This is a genomic window from Chryseobacterium sp. SN22 (assembly GCF_008329705.1).
Taxonomy (GTDB): domain Bacteria; phylum Bacteroidota; class Bacteroidia; order Flavobacteriales; family Weeksellaceae; genus Chryseobacterium.
The window spans coordinates 127,668-145,461 of the sequence record NZ_VTSX01000012.1 but is presented as its reverse complement, the minus strand read 5'-3'; the positions used below and the strand labels follow the sequence as shown (position 1 = coordinate 145,461).

Sequence of the window (17,794 nt, the reverse complement as noted above, 5' to 3'; positions counted from 1 at the left end):
AACATTAAAATATTTTTTCAGAAATATAATTTATTAAACTAGTTAAATGTACAGGCTTTCTAACCACCCTAAATTTGCCATATCAAAATCAAACAAATACACGGTAAGATTTTAAAATTTAGAACAACATTATTAATAAACAACATTAAAAAATTAAACATTATGAAAAAGTTAATCTTAACATTTGCAACAGTAGTATTATCGGTAACGGCATTCGCTCAGAAACCTGGAAAATCAATGCTGAACCCAACCAATCACGCTTTGGTTTTAATTGACCACGAAGGGCAAATGGCATTTGCAACAAAAAGCATCAGTATGGAAGAATTGAGAAACAATGTAGCTTTGATTTCCGGAGGTTCAAAAATTTTCAATGTTCCGACTGTGGTTACCACGGTAGCAGAAAAATCTTTCGCAGGACCTGTCTTTCCTGAAATTTCAGAAGTCTATCCAGAAGCAACAAGTGCATATGCAGACAGAACGACGATGAACACTTGGGAAGATTTGAATGCGCACAAAGCGATTACAGGAAAAAATAAGAAGAAACTGGTTCTTGCAGGTCTGTGGACAAGTGTCTGTATCGTAGGTCCGGCTTTATCTGCCATCGATGAAGGTTATGAAGTTTACGTTATTACGGATGCTTCGGGTGATATTTCTAAGGAAGCTCACGACCAGGCGGTTACCAGAATGGTTCAGGCTGGTGCGCATCCGATTACATCTGTTCAGTATGTTCTTGAACTGCAGAGAGATTGGTCCAGAAAAGAGACCTACAAACCAGTAAATGATTTAATGAAAAAATATGGTGGTGCTTACGGATTAGGAATCCAGTATGCTCAGGATATGCTTAAACACTAATCCATTTCAATAAGGGCAGGTTGAAAACCGGCCTGCCTTTTCTTCTTCAAACCATTAAAAAAGTAAATTATGAAACCACTACATAAAATTCTATTCTCAATCATCTTAGGCGCAGGATTGCTTAATGCCCAAAAAGCCGATTTAATCCTCACAAACGGAAAAATAACGACGATGGATGATAAAAATCCGGAAGTTCAGGCAATTGCCATTAAGGACAATAAAATTTTACAGACCGGAACGAATGCTCAGGTTTTAAAATTAAAAGGAAGTTCTACGAAAATCATTGATGCTAAAGGAAACAGGGTAATTCCAGGATTATTTGACAGCCATTTGCACGTGATTCGCGGTGGAAGATTTTACAATACAGAACTTCGCTGGGATGGTGTCAAAACTTTGAAAAGGGCTTTGGAAATGCTGAAAGAACAGGCTCAGAGAACGCCGAAAGGCCAATGGGTAAGAGTAATTGGTGGTTGGAACGAATATCAGTTTGAAGAAAAAAGATTGCCGACTTTGGCAGAAATCAACGAAGCGACAGGCGACGTTCCTGCTTTTGTGATGTATCTCTACGGAAAAGCTTGGTTAAATAAATCCGGTTTAAAAGAATTGAATATCAGCGGTGACACCCCAAATCCTGCTCAAGGTTTAATTGAAAAAGACAGCAATGGCGACCCGACAGGCTTGCTGGTTGCAGAGCCAAATGCATTCATTTTATATTCAACATTAGCCAAATTACCTGAGCTGACAGAAGCTGAAAAAGAAAATTCAACATTGCAATATATGACTGAACTGAATCGTCTTGGTGTAACGGCTGTAATGGATGCAGGTGGCGGTTTTCAAAATTTCCCGGACGATTATGGAACAACTGATGAATTGAATAAGCAGGGAAAAATCACAGTTCGATTACCTTATTATTTGTTTGCCCAGAAGAAAGGTTCAGAATTATCAGATTATACAAAATGGACAGGAATGGTAGAAATCGATGACCACGGGCATAACGGGCATAATGAAATCGATTATCACGTGAACGGTGGTGGGGAGAACCTGGTTTCAGACGGTGCTGATTTTGAAAATTTCCTTTTCCCAAGACCGGAACTGCCTGCAACAATGGAAAAAAGTATGAAAGAAGTTGTGAGTCTTTTAGTAAAAAAAAGATGGCCGTTCAGAATTCATGCAACTTATAATGAGAGTATCACAAGATTCTTAAATGTTATCGAAGAAGTGAATAAAGTAACACCTTTGAACGGATTGGTTTGGTTTTTCGACCATGCAGAAACAGTTTCTGAAGAAAATATGAAACGTATCAAAGCTTTAAACGGTGGAATTGCAGTACAACACAGAATGGCTTACCAGGGAGAAAGTTTTATCCACCGTTACGGAAAAAAAGCAGCTTTAGCTTCTCCGCCGGTAAAGAAAATGCTGGAAATGGGAATTCCTGTAGGATTGGGAACAGATGGAACAAGAGTCGCAAGTTATAATCCTTGGGTTGCTTTATACTGGATTACTTCAGGGAAAACGTTAGGTGGAACTCAGGTTATGGCAAAAGAAAATGCTCTGGACAGAAAAACTGCTTTGTCACTTTCTACTTTTGGGGGATATGAATTGATAAAAGATAATGAAAAAGGAAAAATCAAAAAAGGATATTTTGCAGACCTTACGATTTTGGATAGAGATTATTTCACTGTTAATCAAGAAGAAATTAAAGACATTACTTCAAAACTAACTATTGTTGACGGAAAAGTAGTCTATGGAGACGAAACTTATAAGAATATTGCTCCAGCTTCACTTCCTGTGCTTCCAGACTGGTCTCCTGTAAAATATTACGGCGGATATCAAATAAAATAATCAAGCAAAAGAAATATTTCCGCACAAAATTCCCCTCTGTTGGAGGGGCGGAAATTCGAAGGATTTTTGACGGGACGGTTTAGCAGCTTCAATGATAAATTCAAATTTCCTTTTCAATATTCTCAAACCTAAAACAATGAAAAAGTTTATTCACATCATCACCGATACCAGTCTTCAAGATACATTAATTCACATTGCATTACTTATATTCAGAATTGCATTATCGTTGGAGCTGATTGCAGCGCACGGACTGAAAAAACTCGGCGTAGGCGTTGCAGAAGCAGAACAGGTTCCGAATCCTTTACACCTTCCTGAGGCTTTCAACAGTCTTTTTGCAGACGCAGCCAATTTGGTGTTTCCTGTTTTTGTCATCTGCGGATTTTTCACAAGAGCAGCGGTTTTGCCCATTTTAGCAGTAACCTTGACCGGGTATTTTGTCCTTCACTGGAACGATGCTTTACTGATCAAAGACACGCCGTTTATGTACAGCCTATGTTATCTGTTTCTGTTTTTTACAGGGCCGGGAAAATATTCAGTCGATAATTACTTAAGAAAAATTTAAAATGAAAAAACTAATACAAACAGTATTGATTCTTCAAATCATTCTTCCGGCAGTAGTTTCCGCACAATTTAAACTAATGAGGTCTGATGAAAATTATGCAGCCTACCAGGATTCAACAAAAACATTTTATAATTCACTGAAATATATTCCGCTTTCCGAAAATAATAAAGATAAATATTTATCATTAGGCGGAGAAGCAAGAGCAGAGTTTGTAGAATTTAATAATGAAGACTGGGGAAGGTTGGGAATCGGAAGCAATCCGTTTTTTATCCAGAGATATACGGTTCACGCCGATCTGCATTTAGGTCCAGCAGTAAGAGTTTTCGGGCAGCTGAGAAGTGCCTGGGAAAACGGAAGAAAGAACGGGCCAAGACCGATTGATGAAGACCATCTGAATGTCCAGAATCTTTTTATCGATGTGGATGCAGTGAAAAATGAAAAAGAAAAACTGACCGTTCGTGCAGGAAGGCAGGAGCTGGATTACGGAAGCGGAAGATTGATTTCTGTTCGTGAAGGTCCGAACCTGAGGCTTTATTTCGATGGATTGAAATTAATGTATCAAAGAGGAAATTTCAAATCGGATGCTTTTATGATGATGGCGAGCGAAATCAATACCGGAGCGTTTGACAACAGGTTTTCAAAATCGATTAACCTTTGGGGAAGTTATAATACTTTGATTCTTCCGAAAAGTGGAAATTTAGAATTCTATTATTTGGGAATTCACAGAAAAGAATCACGTTTCGAAGATGGAATAGGAGATGAAACAAGACATACTCTGGGCGGAAGATTTTACAGATACGGCGGCGGTTTTATTTACAACTTCGAAGCGGCTTATCAGTTCGGCAATTTCAATACAGGAACAATCAGCGCGTGGACAGCTTCTGCAGACATCGGATATCTGTTCGAAAATGTGAAGGGAAAACCGACCATCAATCTTCGGAACGATTATATTTCAGGAGACAAAAGTAAAGGGGACGGGAAATTAGGAACTTTCAATCCGCTTTATCCGAAAGGTGGTTACTTTGGATTCAATCCTCAAATCGGGCCTGTGAATTTGATGGACATTCACCCTTATGCAACCATCGATTTGAACAGCAAAGTGACGGTTCAGGCAGATGTGGTTTTCAACTGGAGGTATTCTCTACAGGACGGCGTTTACAGGCCAAGTGGTTCTCTGAATCTGACATCAATGAATTCTAAAAAAAGATATATCGGAACAGCTTTTTTAGGAAGTTTTAATTATAAAATCAATAAATTTTTCACTTTCAATACAGGAATCCAATATTTCAAAACTGGAGAATTCATAGATGATGTTATCGAAAAAGACAAAGATGGACTTTTTATTAATTCAAGAATTGTATTCAGATTTTAATAAAGAAAATCTCATTAATTATCTCACATCAACGTTGGAATTTATTTCTAAAACTACCTTTGATCAACAATAAAAACAACAATTAAACTTTAAATTTTTAAAATAAATTATTATGAAAAATATAGTAAAGAACAGCTTAAACAAAACATTATTAATTGCAGGATTGGTTTTCTCAACTTTAACTTTTTCTCAATCGACAACTGCAAATTTTTCTGTAAATCCGGCAACAGTCGGAACATCAAAAAATTGGGGCTCTATTGATGGGATTTCGATGATCGGATTGGTTCAGGGACCGTCATCTGCAGATGCCCAGTTACAAGTTGCCTGTGTTTTCGAATATACAGATAATGATATCCACAGTGCTCAGGCGCTACCTGCAAACCTGAACGGATTGGTACATCTGGACGAAGCTTTAAAAGGAGAATTTACAAAAATCAGACAGGCAGGCTATTTCAAAGGACATTCTTTGGAAACAGTATTGATTTCTCCGCCCAAAGGCTCTATGTCTGCAAAAAAACTGTTATTAATCGGTTTAGGAGACAGAAACAAATTCACTCCGGAACTTATGACTTCAGTAGGAGAGGTTGCAGCTCGTGAAGCGATGAGATTGGGTGTTACCAATTTTGCTTTTGCAAGTGATTTAAAAGATGCCGGAATAGATTCTCCAACAGCTCTGGTAGCAGGAAATGTAGTGAAAGGAATTGTAAATGCAAACCGCTCTGAAACTTATTTGAAAGAACATAATCTTTCCAAAACTAAAAAATTAGAAAAAGTATATCTTTTGGCAGGTCCTTCATTCTTTGAAGTTGCAGGCAGCGGGATTCAAAGTGCGATTGCAGAAGTTAAAAAATAAAATTTTAAACAAATACAAATGGCGCTAACTGTCTTTAGTTAGCGCCATTTGGGTATTTGTGACCTCGACAGGATTCAAACCTGTAACCTTCTGAGCCGTAATCAGATGCGCTATTCAGTTGCGCCACGAGGCCGTTGTTTAATGGTTTGCAAATATAGCACTTTTTTCTTTTCTTTGAAAGATGAAATCAAGAATTTTACTATTAATTGCATTTTTGGCGCTAACGTCTTGTAAAAGAGAACAAAAAAATTCGTCCCCGGAAGCCGTTTCTGTTTCCGGTTTGGTACAATATACAGAAGATCCGGGAGGGCTGCACATCAAATCGGGGAATTTTACCTACGATATTAAGAAAAACCAGGTTCCGTTTAAAAAAATTATCCTGCTTAACGCCAGTATGGCGGGCTATATCGGCGAACTGCAGGCAGAACATCTGGTTATTGGGGTTTCCAGTCCGGAATATATTTATTCTGAAAAAATTCAAACCTTATTAAAACAGGGAAAAATTCAGAATGTCGGCAGCGAACAGAAATATGACGTCGAAAAAATTATTTCCCTGAAGCCGGATGTGATTTTTACCAATCATATCGCCAGTTTCGACAATACGTATCAGCTGTTAAAAAACAACGGGATCCAGGTAATCTTCCTGGATGAATACCTGGAGCAGAACCCTCTGGAAAAAACGGCTTACATTAAACTCTTCGGAAAACTTTTAGGAAAAGACAAAGCGGCAGACGGGATTTATGGAAACGTGGAAAAAAATTATGCCGGATTAAAGCAGCTGGCGCTGAAGGCAAAAGAAAAACCCACGGTTCTTGCCAATGAAATGTACGGTGACGTCTGGTATCTGCCGGGTGGAAAAACATCGGCCGCCCATTTTATCTCGGATGCCAATGCTGAATATATCTTAAAAGACAATACCGATGAAAAGGCGGTTACGATGAGTTTTGAGGAAGTTTTCGCCAAATCGGGCAATGTAAAGTACTGGATCAACGCCGGCAACCATGTCTCCAAAAAAGAAATGCTGGGCATGAATCCTTTTTACGGCAAGCTGAATGTTTTCAGTAAAGGGAAAATCTACGTCATCACCGGCAAAGAACATGGGCAGGCCAATGACTTTTTCGAGAGTGGCGTCGTACGGTCGGATCTGGTGCTGAAAGACTATATTAAAATTTTTCATCCGGAATTGCTGCCCGGCTATCAGCTTACTTACATGAAAGAGCTGAAATAATCAGACTATTTGCTTACTTTTGCTTTTCATTTTACCAAAATTATGTGGAAAAGAATCAAACAGATTATATTCATTGTCCTGATCCTAAATGTAGTCTTTATCGTTTGGGGAAGGTTTTTTAACCCGCCGATTACCCTTACCCAGATCGGAGGGCTTTTTGAGTACGGAAGACTGCAGCGGGATTATATTTCTTATGACGAGATGGGAAGCAACGTAAAAAAGGCGGTGATTGCCTCGGAAGACCAGAAATTCTTCATTCATGACGGTTTCGATTACAAAGCCATTGAGAAGGCGATGAAACATAACGAAACAGGGAAAAGGATAAGAGGAGGTAGTACCATCTCCCAGCAGACGGCCAAAAATATTTTCCTCTGGCAGGGCAGAAGCTGGCTGAGGAAAGGGCTGGAAGCGATTTATACCTTCATCATCGAAAACGTCTGGACCAAAGACATCATCCTGGAAAGATACCTGAATTCCATTGAAATGGGGCAGGGGGTATTTGGGATCGAAGCGGCCTCACAGTATTATTTCGGAAAATCTTCCAAGAACCTGACGGCCTCTGAAGCAGCCTGGATCGCAGCAGTTTTGCCCAATCCGAAGAAATATGATCCCAAGAACCCTTCCGCCTATTTGAGGAAGAAGCACAATTGGATCATGAGACAAATGAGGAATGTGAGTTTGAAATAGTATCTTTGTACCAATGAAATTCTTCAACGCCGGTACAAATTTCGAATCCGTTCTTAAAAAATATTTTTCTTTTAAGAATGAAACCCTTTCTTTGGATCCGCTTGCGGAACTCCTGGAAGGGATAAAAAATACTGACTTTAAAAACGTACTCCGATTTTTAAGGAATCATCCGGAAATTACGGGACATTTTAAAGAATACCTGCATCATATTTTTGAAGGCAAGCCGTTCAACCTGTCGCTCACGGAAGCCAACATCCTGTCTGAGAATGCTTTTATTCCCGAACTCAAAAAAAGGATCCTGAATAAAGTCCTGCCGCCGGTCGTGAACGAGAATACGGTCTGGTATATGATCGACAATGTAAGCGTAAGGCCCCGCAGCGATCTGAAATATTTCCACAACCTGCCTGAAGAGGACACAAACGAACTCTTCAGGCTGCTTGGAATTGATGATTTTATCACCAAACCCGAAGTGAAAAAGGAAATGCTGTTTTCCATGAACATTCTTTCCTGGCGGGTTACCGGATCAGCGATGGAAGTAGAAGTCGTGAGGATGGCCCCGCAATATAAAAATTTCGATAATCCTTTTTTGGCTTTACAGAATGAACTCGAAGGCCTTGCCGAAGAACTGGAAAAAAATCCCGATCTTCAGCTTCATTCCAAAGACAGCCGGTACAAGCAGATTAAAATTTATGTCGGGCAGTGCCTGGAATTTGTTAATATTTCCTTTAAAAATTCTGCCAGATACGGTATTTCCGGGAAAATTAACCAGTCGTTGATTAAAATCCGTCAGCAGATCCAGCGGATTTATGAAATTGTGCAGCTGTTGGTGATTGATAAGCAAGAAGATACATTGATTAATTCCAAACATTTGGTTTTTAATGTTTTAAGATACAAATCCCACAAAAATAACATTTCGGATCTCATTAACGACAGCACGCGTCTGATTTCCCATCTCATTACGAACCATACTGCAGAGACCGGCACGCATTACATTACGTCCACCCGCAGAGAATATGTGCGGATGTTCTATAAAGCCAGCGGAGGCGGGATTATCGTCGGGGCCTTGTGTGTTCTCAAAATGCTGTACGGCTACATTCCGGGGAGCGACTTTTCCCATGCCTTCCTGTATTCCATGAATTATGCGATGGGTTTTATCATGATCTATCTCATGAGTTTTACACTGGCCACCAAACAGCCGGCCATGACGGCCGCAACCATGACCAAAGTACTGTCGGAAGAAGGAAATATCAAAAGCAGCAGTACGGAATTCGCACATTTGGTTTCAAAGCTATTCCGGAGCCAGTTTATCGCTTTCGTAGGCAACGTCCTGCTGTCTTTCCCGATTGCCCTCCTGATTATTTACGGTCTGGATGTCTTTTTCTCACAGAACCTGGCGGTAGACCGGTCGGATAAATTGTTGAAGGACCTGGATCCGTTTAGATCCAAGGCAATCCTTCACGCCTGTATTGCCGGGTTTTACCTCTTCATATCGGGGATCATCTCAGGGAATATCGGAAACAACTCGGTGTTCTACCAGATACCTGAAAGGATCTCAAAGAATCTCTTGATCAGAAGGTTGTTCGGAAATAAATTTGCTAAGAACCTTTCAAAATATTATGCTAAAAACTGGCCCGGCATCGTGTCGAACTTCTGGTTTGGGGTATTTCTGGGTGCTACGGCTCCGGTAGGGCTGTTCCTGGGGCTTGATCTTGACATCCGCCACATTACTTTTGCAGCAGGAAACTTTGCGCTGGGGCTTTACGGTAAGGATTTTACCATTGGCTCTTATACCTTCTGCATTTCGCTGATCACGGTTTTCCTGATCGGGTTTTTCAACTTCCTGGTCAGCTTCAGCTTATCCATGTTCCTGGCTTTCCGTTCCCGGAAAATGAATCTGGGACAGGTAAGTGAAATCTACAAAGGCATTTTCAGGTATTTCATCAAGCATCCGCTGAAATTTTTCCTTCCGCTGAGATCCGGACTTGATCAGAAAACAGACGAGCTGATGAGCAATACAGTGGCTACAAAACCTGAAGATCATTAAACATAAAAAAGAGCTACATAGCTGTAGCTCTGATTTGTCAATTATACACAATCCGGTAATAAAGGGCATTGTACTTTAGGCTCTGTCCAAACAGCACATTCATCGCTTCCGCAATATTTTACACAACAGATTGATCCGGTAGGGCCACCGCTTCCTTTAATTTCCTTTAGGTTTTGTCTGGATAATTTCTTGGTAGAAAGTAATTTTTTCATGTTGATTTGATTTGATTTGATTTGTTTAGTTAACAACTCAAATATAAATATTTTTCCTAATGATTAGAATTAATTTTTGAGTATTTGATATTTTTTTACAAAATCTGAAGATCATCAAAGTCTTCTGTTCCGAATTTATCCTGGAATTTTTTGAGGAAAAAACTTTTCCGCATCTGGAAGTCATGTTTCAAGAGAGGAGAATTGATCCTGATCAGGACACATTTTTTTTCAATATTCACGCTTTCAATTTCGCTGAAAAGGCTTTCATCCATATAATCTTCCAGAAAATCCTTGATTTCAAAAGCCAGCAGCTTATTTTCAAAACCATAGATCTTCGCAAAAGACCGCACCAGTTCCGAGGACTGGAATTCGCGTTTTTTTTTCTTTTTCATTTTAAATCTCAAAAATAATACTTTCCTCATTGATCCTTTTTACCACATTTTCCGTACGCTCGCGGTGGGTGTCGGTGATGAAGATCTGGCCGAAGCTTTCCTTATTCACCAGTTCGATCAGCTGTGAAACGCGGGTATCATCAAGCTTGTCGAATATATCATCCAGCAGGAGAATGGGCGTCTTGCCGGTCAGTTCTTTGATCAGGCTCATCTGGGCAAGCTTGAGTGAAATTAAAAATGATTTCTGCTGACCCTGCGAACCGATTTTCTTAATTAAAACTTTATCCATCTCGAAAAGCAGATCATCCTTATGGATGCCTTTTGACGTATAGGTAAGCATCCGGTCCCTCTCAAGGCTTTCTTTCAGGAGATTTTCGAAAGAATCTTCAAGGATATGGGATTCATAGATTACCGAAACGGTTTCGTTGCCGCCGGATATAATGTGATAGAAATTTTTGACGATCGGGTTCAGCTGTTCAACAAAATCCTTTCTTTTTGTAAAAATCTTAGTCCCGAAACGGATAATGGGATCATCGTATATTTCCAGTGACTCTTTGTCCCATGCCCTGTTCTTGGCAAAATATTTCAAAAGCGCATTCCGCTGCTGAATGGTCTTTTGATATTGAATCAGATTGAACAGGTATTCGGAATCCGTCTGCGAAATCATGGAATCCAGGAACTTCCGCCGGCTCTCCCCGGAATCGGAAATCAGGTTGGAATCGTAAGGAGAGATCATCACGCTGGGCAGGTAGCCGATATGGTCGGCCATCCGGTCGTAGCTTTTATCGTTTTTTTTGATTATTTTTTTTGCTTCCTTAGGCTGTGAAATTCTGATGATATCTTCGTAGTCTTCATTACCGATTTCAGCTTCAATGGTAAAGAAGTCCTCTTCGCTCCTGATGTTGTTAACGTCCGTATTTCCCAGGAAACTTTTTCCCACCGAAAGATAATGAAGCGCGTCCAGGATGTTGGTTTTCCCGACTCCGTTGTTGCCTACAAAGCAATTGATCTGCGGGGAAAGGTCAAACTTCTTTTCAGTATGGTTCTTAAAATTATATAGGGAAAGTTTCTTGATAATCATTTGTCAAAAATACTTCATTATTACTGAAAATAAAAAAGGAAGTGCCGAACAGGTTTCCACTCCGAATGAAAAGTAAGCATCACTGCGCTCATTCTCTGAAAAGTAGATCAGAATATAGGTGATAATTCCCGAGAGAAAAAAAGCGATCGCGTAAGGAAAATCAAGATAAACAACCGAAAGCATGGTGCTGATGAAGACCAGGAAATAAGCCAGGTATTTGGTGTTCTGCACCCCGATGATCGTAGGAAAAGTTTTCACTGTATCTACTTTCATATCCCGGATATCGAAAGGAAGGACCAATGCCGTAATGTAAAAAAAACTGATAAAAAATATCGGGAGGTCAAATTCAGGAAGGGTCAGCCAACAGTTCATCAATGCCCAGACTAAACCTACATAAAATACCTTCAGCAAAGGGATTTTCCGGATATACGTATCTAAAAAAAAACTGTTGTACAGCAGACCCAGGACAACAATGATAAACCATTTGATCAGCCGTATTTCATTATGGTTATGAATAATTAAAAAGGCACAGATGATCCCGGCCACCACATTTAAAATCAGGATTCTGGAAAAATGCCGGGTCTTTTGATATTTCGTGTACAGGTAACCGCTGAAATAAGTAATGAAAATAAAAAATACCGTGGGGTATCGGAATGTGTTTTGCTCCAGCATAAAAAATACCGAAAAAAGGGTTCCCGTTAAGGATACGTAAAGCTGGCTGTCGATAACGGATTTTTTCAGTACTTTTAAAGAATTCATTTATCAAAAATAACGCATATGAAAAGATTTTCCAAGATTTTTCTGATTTCGCTTCTGCTGCTGTCCTGCTCAGGCGCATTTGCCCAGAAATACTATGACGGACAGTGGAAAAAAATTGAGGAAAACAGTAAAAAAGGAACTGTTAAATCTAATCTTCCCTTCATTCTGGATATTCAAAATCAAGCCATGAAAGATAATAATACGCTTCAGCTCATCCGTTCTTTAAAAGCAGAATTCACCATCTTGAACCAAACTATGGACGATGAGCAAAATAATACTGCTTCAGAATTCTTCAGTAAAATAACAGATATTGAAAAGAAATTAAAAGGTAATGAAAAAATCATTTACAAAGTTTTGACTAATGGTTTTATCATAGATTATTACAACCGTAACAGCTGGAAGATCAATGGAAGGACCAATATAAATTCACAGGATCTTACACAAATTGAAACTTGGAGCAAACTCGACTTTAAAAATTACATCAGCAAAAGTTTTAAAGAACTTGATCAGCAAAAAGCTGAAATGAATAAAATAGCTTTGCTACCTTATCAGCCACTCTTTACCAATACCAAATCTATATCTTTTTTTCAAACGCTGAAGGACTGGTATGCACTTAAAAAAGTTAATTTCCTATCTGATAATGGGCTTTTTACTAAAAATGAGTTGGTGGATAATCATAGACAGATAGATAATATTTTCATTGAATTAATTGCACAGAATAATGGTAATGCCAAGCTGTATTTTATGCATCAGAAGCTGCAGAAGAATTGTAATTATGATGATTGCAAGAATAAGCTTCAGCAACTTTACGGTCTTTTGGATTCTGATATCCAAGGCGACTATAAGGTACTTATAATAGATGATATCATGAATGAATTGCTGGCTAAAAAACAGGAAAAAGCAGCACTTGAAATTGCGGCAAAAGCCAAATCCCAGTATCCGCAATCGTCTTTTATTGAAAATATTAAAAATAAGGAAGAGCAGATCAGACAGACTTCTTTAAACATTAAATACGAACAACAGACCCAGAGCAATAAACCCATTCATTTTGTTGCAGAATATAAGAATCTTAAAAGTTTTTCTGTGAACATATATAAGGTAAATGATGATTTCAAGTCGTTTCTGCAGTATTCAAGAAATCCTTACTCTGAAATGTCCGGAAAGATGAAAAAAGAATTGTTCAGAAAAGAAACGTATCAGATTCCGGATCCTAAAGATTATCAGTTGCACGCAACATCCCTTGAGATACAACCGCTTCCGTCAGGAATCTATGTAGCTGAATATTTAATTGGTGATGGAACAAATGACAAAAACCAAAATTTTTATTTTTTAGTATCTGATCATAAAATCATTTATAAAAATAAAGTTGAAGGAAATTTTTCAGCAAACGAACTGAAATTAGTCAGCAGTGAAAACGGTATCCCTTCAGCCAATGAAAAACTTGTGTTTTATGAATTTTCAGAAAGTTCCGGTATCATTAAAAATACGGGTAAAACTGATCATCAGGGAATCTTCAGGTTTCCGGCTTCATCCGATAAAAAATACTGCAGAATATTCCTGATTCAGCAGCCGGAAACAAATGATTTCCAGATCATGGAGGTGTATGGAAATAATTATACTGATAATTTCGTTACGGGTAATGAAATGCGTACGAAAACACAGATTTTTACGGACAGAGCCATTTACAGACCCGGACAGACTGTTTATTTTAAAGTAATTAATACAGAAATCAACAAAGAGGTAGAGTCTGCAGATGCAGGACTAAAGCAGAAAATTATTTTAGGGGATGCTAATGGTAAAGAAGTGTCTTCACAGAATTTTATCACCGGTGAGTTCGGTTCCTATCACGGAAGCTTCGTACTTCCTAAAGGCAGTTTAAATGGCGAGTTTTATCTCAGTACGGACGGAAAAATGCCTACATTCAAAGGGTTTCGTGTGGAAGAATATAAAAGGCCTAAGTTTGAAGTAAATTTTGAGCCTGTAGGAGAAGAATATAAATATGGTCAGACCATTGAACTGAAAGGTAAGGCAACAACATTTTCAGGGATTGCTTTAAATAACACGAATGTGAGCTATGAAATTAAAAAACGTAATATCCGCTGGAGATATTTCCGGTGGTATCCGCAGGGTAATGATAATGAAAATTCTATTCTGGGAGAAACTAAAACCAATGAAAAAGGTGAGTTTATCATTCGTCTGGAACTTAAAAAAGATGAACAGCTTGAAGGTATTCAGATTGACAATTATGAAATAAGTGCCTCCGTTACGGATATAAACGGTGAAACACAGTCTGCAGAAACGCAGTTGAAAGTTGCTTCAGTTTCCCACTACATAAAGGCAGATGAAATAAAAGATGTTTTTTCTGACGAAAATATCAAGCTAAAAGTTGAAACCAAAAATTATAATGAACAGAATTTAAAAAAATCTTATCGTGTAGAGCTTTTAAAGCTGCGGGCTCCGGACAGGATTTTCAGGGGTAATTTTAAAGATGCGGTACAGAGCCTTCCTATATTTTCAAAAGAAGAATCTATTGAAAGATTCCCCCATGATCTTTTTGATCAAAATGATGAAATGAAAAACTGGAAAATCTCTTCCGTTATATTGAATAATGTAGAGCGCGATCAAGAATCATTGGATTTAGGAAAATTGGATGCAGGAGATTATCGGCTTGAATTGTATAATATCGAAGGACACGATACCATTAGAACCGCTCAATATTTCAGTGTCTGGGATAAAAACAGCCTTAAGCCTAGTCAGAAAACATTTCTTACTGCTTTACAGCCGAAAACAGAATTTTTACGAGGAGAAAAAACCAAAGTCTACGTGTATTCTGCAGTTTTAAATGCTCCTGTGAATATCTTTATACAGGATGGCTCCGGAAAAACCGTTTACGACATTCAGAATATGAAAAATGGTAAGCTGGAATATACGGTTGATATTCCCAAAGATAAAGCGGTATCCGCAGTGAAGCTTCAGTTTCAGATAGTGGCATACAACGATATTCAGACGGCAACGGTAAATTTAAAAATTAAGGATTCCGAACAGCCGTTGAAAATTGAAACAACCACATTCAGAGATAAACTTGAACCTAATGTAAAAGAGAAATGGTCGGTAAAAGTTTCAGGGAATGATAAAGAAAAAATCAATGCTGAGGTTCTGGCTAATATGTATGATCTGTCACTAGATCAGTTTGCAGCCAATAGTTTTACCTGGGAAAAATTGTACAGTCCTAACTCATTGGTAACCACGTATGATATCAGGGATAATCTTTCAACAAAATATTATCAGAAAAGAATAAAATTCTTCAATGGAAATTATGTCGAGGTTCCTCAGTTTAACTGGTTTGATAGAAATAGTTTGGCCATGCTGCAGGGTAGAGCATCCGGGATAAAAATTCGTGGTTTTGCAAGTCCTGCTCCTATGGCAGACAGTGCCGTAAGTAAAAATATTGAAGAAGTTGCAATAGCTGGTTATAGAACTAAAAAGGAAGTTGCGGTAACAGCTTCGAAAGTTGTTGCTGAGGACAAAGCATCAGATACAGAAGATTCAATAAAAAAAATCCCGGTCCGCCAGAACCTCAACGAAACCGCCTTCTTCTACCCGGAGCTGAGGACTGATTCCGAAGGCAACGTTAGCTTCGAGTTTACCTCTCCTGAAGCGCTTACCAAATGGAAGCTGATGTTCCTCGCGCATACGAAAGATGCTAGAGCGGCTACGTTGGAAAAAGAAGTGGTAACGCAGAAAGAGTTTTCGGTAACGCCTAATTATCCGAGGTTCTTAAGAGAAGGGGATGAGCTGAACCTTCAGTCGAAATTATCGAACCTTACCGATAAGAAATTAAACGGCTATGCCGGACTACAGATCCTGGATGCTTTTACCAATGAAGATATTTCGGAGAAATTCGGGCTGAGTACGCTTACGGCTGTTCCAGGATATAATAAAGAACAGGCTTTTTCACTGGATGCCAATGGAAATTCCGTGGTGGGCTGGAAGATTAAAGTTCCGCAAAATGTTTCCTCCGTTATTTTAAAAGTGGTGGCCAAAGCCGGAAAATATTCGGATGGCGAGCAGCAGGCGGTGGCCGTCCTTCCCAACAGAATACTGGTAACGGATGCCGTTCCGGTATTTGTAAAAGAAGGGGAAACCAAAACTTTTGAGCTGGAAAACCTCAAAAATCAGGACTCCAGAACCATAACCAATGTATCCAATACCCTTGAACTGACAACCAATCCGGTCTGGGAAATCATGTTTGCGCTTCCGAGCCTTAAAAATGATCCTAACAGTTCAGCAGATGTGGTCTTCAATAAATGGTTTGCCGATGTGCTGGCTTCAGAGATCTTCAGGGCCAATCCGAAAATGAAAACCATATTTGAACAATATCGGGATAAGGGACTCTTAAAATCGAACCTCGAGAAAAATCAGGAGCTGAAGCAGCTGCTGCTTGAAGAAACCCCTTGGGTATTGGAAAGCAAAAATGAAGAAGAGCAGATGCAGAAACTGGCCCTGCTGTTTGATGCCAACACCATGAAAAATTCCATCACTCAGGATTGGGGAGATCTGAAAAAACTGCAGAACCCGGACGGTAGCTTCTCGTGGTATCCCGGCTATCCTGCATCTTACAGCACTTCGGTCTATATTCTGAAAAGCTTAGGCCGAATCAATGCATGGCTAAAAGACAATGTAAAAGACTATCAGAATTCCGATCAGAAAGAAGTCATTACGGAGTTGATCGGATACATTGACGGAGAAATCGGTAAATACACTGATCCGAAAGATAAAAATGTCTGGACTAATTGGACCCTGGATTATCTTGACGCAAGAAATTACTGGGAAAAAGAATATCCGCTGAAAGGTAAAGGGGCCACCCTGAAATCTCTGGTAAAGCAGACGGCAAAAACGACAAAGCTTACGGACTTCACTTTCTTCGGACTGCACCGCGCAGCATTGCTGATGAATGATTACGGTCTGAAAGATCTTTCCGATAAACTGATGCATTACCTGAAAGAAACTTGCGTATCATCGAAGACCCAGGGCGTATACTGGAAACAGAACCTGGATGATTGGGGCTGGTTCAGCTCGAAAGTGGTGAACCATGCAGGCGCTTTGGAAGCCTTTAACAAACTGAAACCGGACGATCAGAAATTTATCGAAGAAATGAAAATCTGGCTGATTACCCAAAAGGAAGTCAATTCCTGGGGCAGCTCCAGAGGAACGGCAGAAGTAATCTTTACGATTTTGAATTCAGGGAAGTCCTGGACGGGAGTAGAAAGTGATAAAGCAACCATTGTCTGGGGCGGGAAAGAGCTTAATTCGGAAACCGAAGCCACAGGATATGTGAAATCAACCGTAAAATCGGACGTTCTGGATAAAGGCCTGGCAGCAGTTACCGTTACCAAACCGGGTCCCGGAATTGTTCAGGGCGGAATTTTCTGGCAGTATTACGAAGACCTGGATAAAATAAGATCTTCTGAAACGTACCTGTCGGTCACAAAAGAACTGTATAGAAAGATCAAAACCGTCAATGGGGAAGAGCTTCAGAAGATAGCAACGGAAACTCCACTTAAAGTAGGGGATAGAATAACGGTTAGGATGATCCTGAATACCGACCGTCCGATGGAGTTCATCCACATCAGGGATATGAGAGCCGCAGGGTTCGAGCCGGTGGATGTGCTTTCGGGATATCAGTGGAAAAACAGTTTAGGCTATTATCAGTCGACCAAAGATGCCTCCACGAATTTCTACATCGAACGGATGCCGAAAGGGAAATATGTATTTGAATATGACCTGGTCGCCAATGCCTCCGGAAAGTTCTCCAACGGAATTACCACCATCCAGAATTATTACGCACCGCAGATGAATGCGCATACGAAAGGCGAAAACGTAACCATTTCGGAATAATGAAAAATAATC

The 17,794-nt window shown here is 39.5% G+C and carries 13 protein-coding genes and 1 tRNA gene; 9 read left to right on the top strand and 5 right to left on the bottom strand.

Annotation, left to right across the window (positions count from 1 at the left end; genetic code table 11):
• Positions 1–162 precede the first annotated feature (162 nt).
• The 5 genes from FY557_RS10040 (at position 163) to FY557_RS10020 (ending at position 5,481) form a co-directional block, all read left to right on the top strand.
• Positions 163–852 (top strand): hydrolase, encoded by a 690-nt coding sequence (locus FY557_RS10040; protein WP_149247115.1) that lies wholly within the window; start codon positions 163–165, stop codon positions 850–852.
• Positions 853–921: 69 nt separating this feature from the next.
• The gene (locus FY557_RS10035; RefSeq protein WP_149247114.1) at positions 922–2,694 is read left to right on the top strand and encodes an amidohydrolase; all 1,773 of its coding nucleotides are present in this window, start codon (positions 922–924) and stop codon (positions 2,692–2,694) included.
• A 136-nt stretch (positions 2,695–2,830) separates the two neighbouring features.
• Positions 2,831–3,256: a DoxX family protein gene (locus tag FY557_RS10030; protein WP_149247113.1), complete on the top strand. Its 426-nt coding sequence runs from the start codon at positions 2,831–2,833 to the stop codon at positions 3,254–3,256.
• A 1-nt stretch (position 3,257) separates the two neighbouring features.
• On the top strand, positions 3,258–4,628 hold the full coding sequence (locus FY557_RS10025; RefSeq protein ID WP_149247112.1) for an alginate export family protein: 1,371 nt from the start codon (positions 3,258–3,260) through the stop codon (positions 4,626–4,628).
• A gap of 112 nt (positions 4,629–4,740) precedes the next feature.
• Entirely contained in the window at positions 4,741–5,481 is a 741-nt protein-coding gene (locus tag FY557_RS10020; RefSeq protein WP_149247111.1) for a M17 family peptidase N-terminal domain-containing protein, read from the top strand.
• 59 nt (positions 5,482–5,540) lie between these two features.
• On the opposite strand, the gene FY557_RS10015 is transcribed toward FY557_RS10020, so the two are convergent.
• Positions 5,541–5,614, bottom strand: a tRNA-Arg gene (locus FY557_RS10015).
• 48 nt (positions 5,615–5,662) lie between these two features.
• Between FY557_RS10015 and FY557_RS10010 the strand changes: the two genes are divergently transcribed.
• The 3 genes from FY557_RS10010 to FY557_RS10000 are packed head-to-tail and all read left to right on the top strand — an operon-like array spanning position 5,663 to position 9,440.
• Positions 5,663–6,709 carry an ABC transporter substrate-binding protein gene (locus FY557_RS10010; RefSeq protein WP_149247110.1) on the top strand — a complete coding sequence of 349 codons (1,047 nt, stop codon included), beginning with the start codon at positions 5,663–5,665 and terminating at the stop codon, positions 6,707–6,709.
• 42 nt (positions 6,710–6,751) lie between these two features.
• On the top strand, positions 6,752–7,396 hold the full coding sequence (gene mtgA / locus FY557_RS10005) for a monofunctional biosynthetic peptidoglycan transglycosylase (RefSeq protein ID WP_149247109.1): 645 nt from the start codon (positions 6,752–6,754) through the stop codon (positions 7,394–7,396).
• Between the two features lie 13 nt (positions 7,397–7,409).
• Entirely contained in the window at positions 7,410–9,440 is a 2,031-nt protein-coding gene (locus tag FY557_RS10000; RefSeq protein WP_149247108.1) for a recombinase, read from the top strand.
• Between the two features lie 41 nt (positions 9,441–9,481).
• On the opposite strand, the gene FY557_RS20120 is transcribed toward FY557_RS10000, so the two are convergent.
• The 4 genes from FY557_RS20120 to FY557_RS09985 all read right to left on the bottom strand — a co-directional run bounded on the left by FY557_RS20120 (position 9,482) and on the right by FY557_RS09985 (position 11,884).
• On the bottom strand, positions 9,482–9,652 hold the full coding sequence (locus FY557_RS20120) for a hypothetical protein (RefSeq protein WP_185151699.1): 171 nt from the start codon (positions 9,650–9,652) through the stop codon (positions 9,482–9,484).
• Between the two features lie 95 nt (positions 9,653–9,747).
• Positions 9,748–10,044, bottom strand: a complete 297-nt coding sequence (locus tag FY557_RS09995; RefSeq protein WP_149247107.1) for a hypothetical protein — start codon at positions 10,042–10,044, stop codon at positions 9,748–9,750.
• A 1-nt stretch (position 10,045) separates the two neighbouring features.
• The gene (recF, locus tag FY557_RS09990; RefSeq protein ID WP_149247106.1) at positions 10,046–11,125 is read right to left on the bottom strand and encodes a DNA replication/repair protein RecF; all 1,080 of its coding nucleotides are present in this window, start codon (positions 11,123–11,125) and stop codon (positions 10,046–10,048) included.
• 3 nt (positions 11,126–11,128) lie between these two features.
• Positions 11,129–11,884, bottom strand: a complete 756-nt coding sequence (locus FY557_RS09985) for a hypothetical protein (RefSeq protein WP_149247105.1) — start codon at positions 11,882–11,884, stop codon at positions 11,129–11,131.
• 18 nt (positions 11,885–11,902) lie between these two features.
• Between FY557_RS09985 and FY557_RS09980 the strand changes: the two genes are divergently transcribed.
• The gene (locus FY557_RS09980) at positions 11,903–17,782 is read left to right on the top strand and encodes an alpha-2-macroglobulin family protein (RefSeq protein WP_149247104.1); all 5,880 of its coding nucleotides are present in this window, start codon (positions 11,903–11,905) and stop codon (positions 17,780–17,782) included.
• The last annotated feature ends 12 nt before the right edge of the window (positions 17,783–17,794 follow it).

Excerpts from the sequence above, each read along its gene's own strand:
- FY557_RS10040 (WP_149247115.1), top strand. The coding sequence starts at position 163 with ATGAAAAAGTTAATCTTAACATTTGCAACAGTAGTATTATCGGTAACG.
- FY557_RS10035 (WP_149247114.1), top strand. The coding sequence starts at position 922 with ATGAAACCACTACATAAAATTCTATTCTCAATCATCTTAGGCGCAGGA.
- FY557_RS10030 (WP_149247113.1), top strand. The coding sequence starts at position 2,831 with ATGAAAAAGTTTATTCACATCATCACCGATACCAGTCTTCAAGATACA.
- FY557_RS10025 (WP_149247112.1), top strand. The coding sequence starts at position 3,258 with ATGAAAAAACTAATACAAACAGTATTGATTCTTCAAATCATTCTTCCG.
- FY557_RS10020 (WP_149247111.1), top strand. The coding sequence starts at position 4,741 with ATGAAAAATATAGTAAAGAACAGCTTAAACAAAACATTATTAATTGCA.
- FY557_RS10010 (WP_149247110.1), top strand. The coding sequence starts at position 5,663 with ATGAAATCAAGAATTTTACTATTAATTGCATTTTTGGCGCTAACGTCT.
- mtgA (WP_149247109.1), top strand. The coding sequence starts at position 6,752 with ATGTGGAAAAGAATCAAACAGATTATATTCATTGTCCTGATCCTAAAT.
- FY557_RS10000 (WP_149247108.1), top strand. The coding sequence starts at position 7,410 with ATGAAATTCTTCAACGCCGGTACAAATTTCGAATCCGTTCTTAAAAAA.
- FY557_RS20120 (WP_185151699.1), bottom strand. The coding sequence starts at position 9,652 with ATGAAAAAATTACTTTCTACCAAGAAATTATCCAGACAAAACCTAAAG.
- FY557_RS09995 (WP_149247107.1), bottom strand. The coding sequence starts at position 10,044 with ATGAAAAAGAAAAAAAAACGCGAATTCCAGTCCTCGGAACTGGTGCGG.
- recF (WP_149247106.1), bottom strand. The coding sequence starts at position 11,125 with ATGATTATCAAGAAACTTTCCCTATATAATTTTAAGAACCATACTGAA.
- FY557_RS09985 (WP_149247105.1), bottom strand. The coding sequence starts at position 11,884 with ATGAATTCTTTAAAAGTACTGAAAAAATCCGTTATCGACAGCCAGCTT.
- FY557_RS09980 (WP_149247104.1), top strand. The coding sequence starts at position 11,903 with ATGAAAAGATTTTCCAAGATTTTTCTGATTTCGCTTCTGCTGCTGTCC.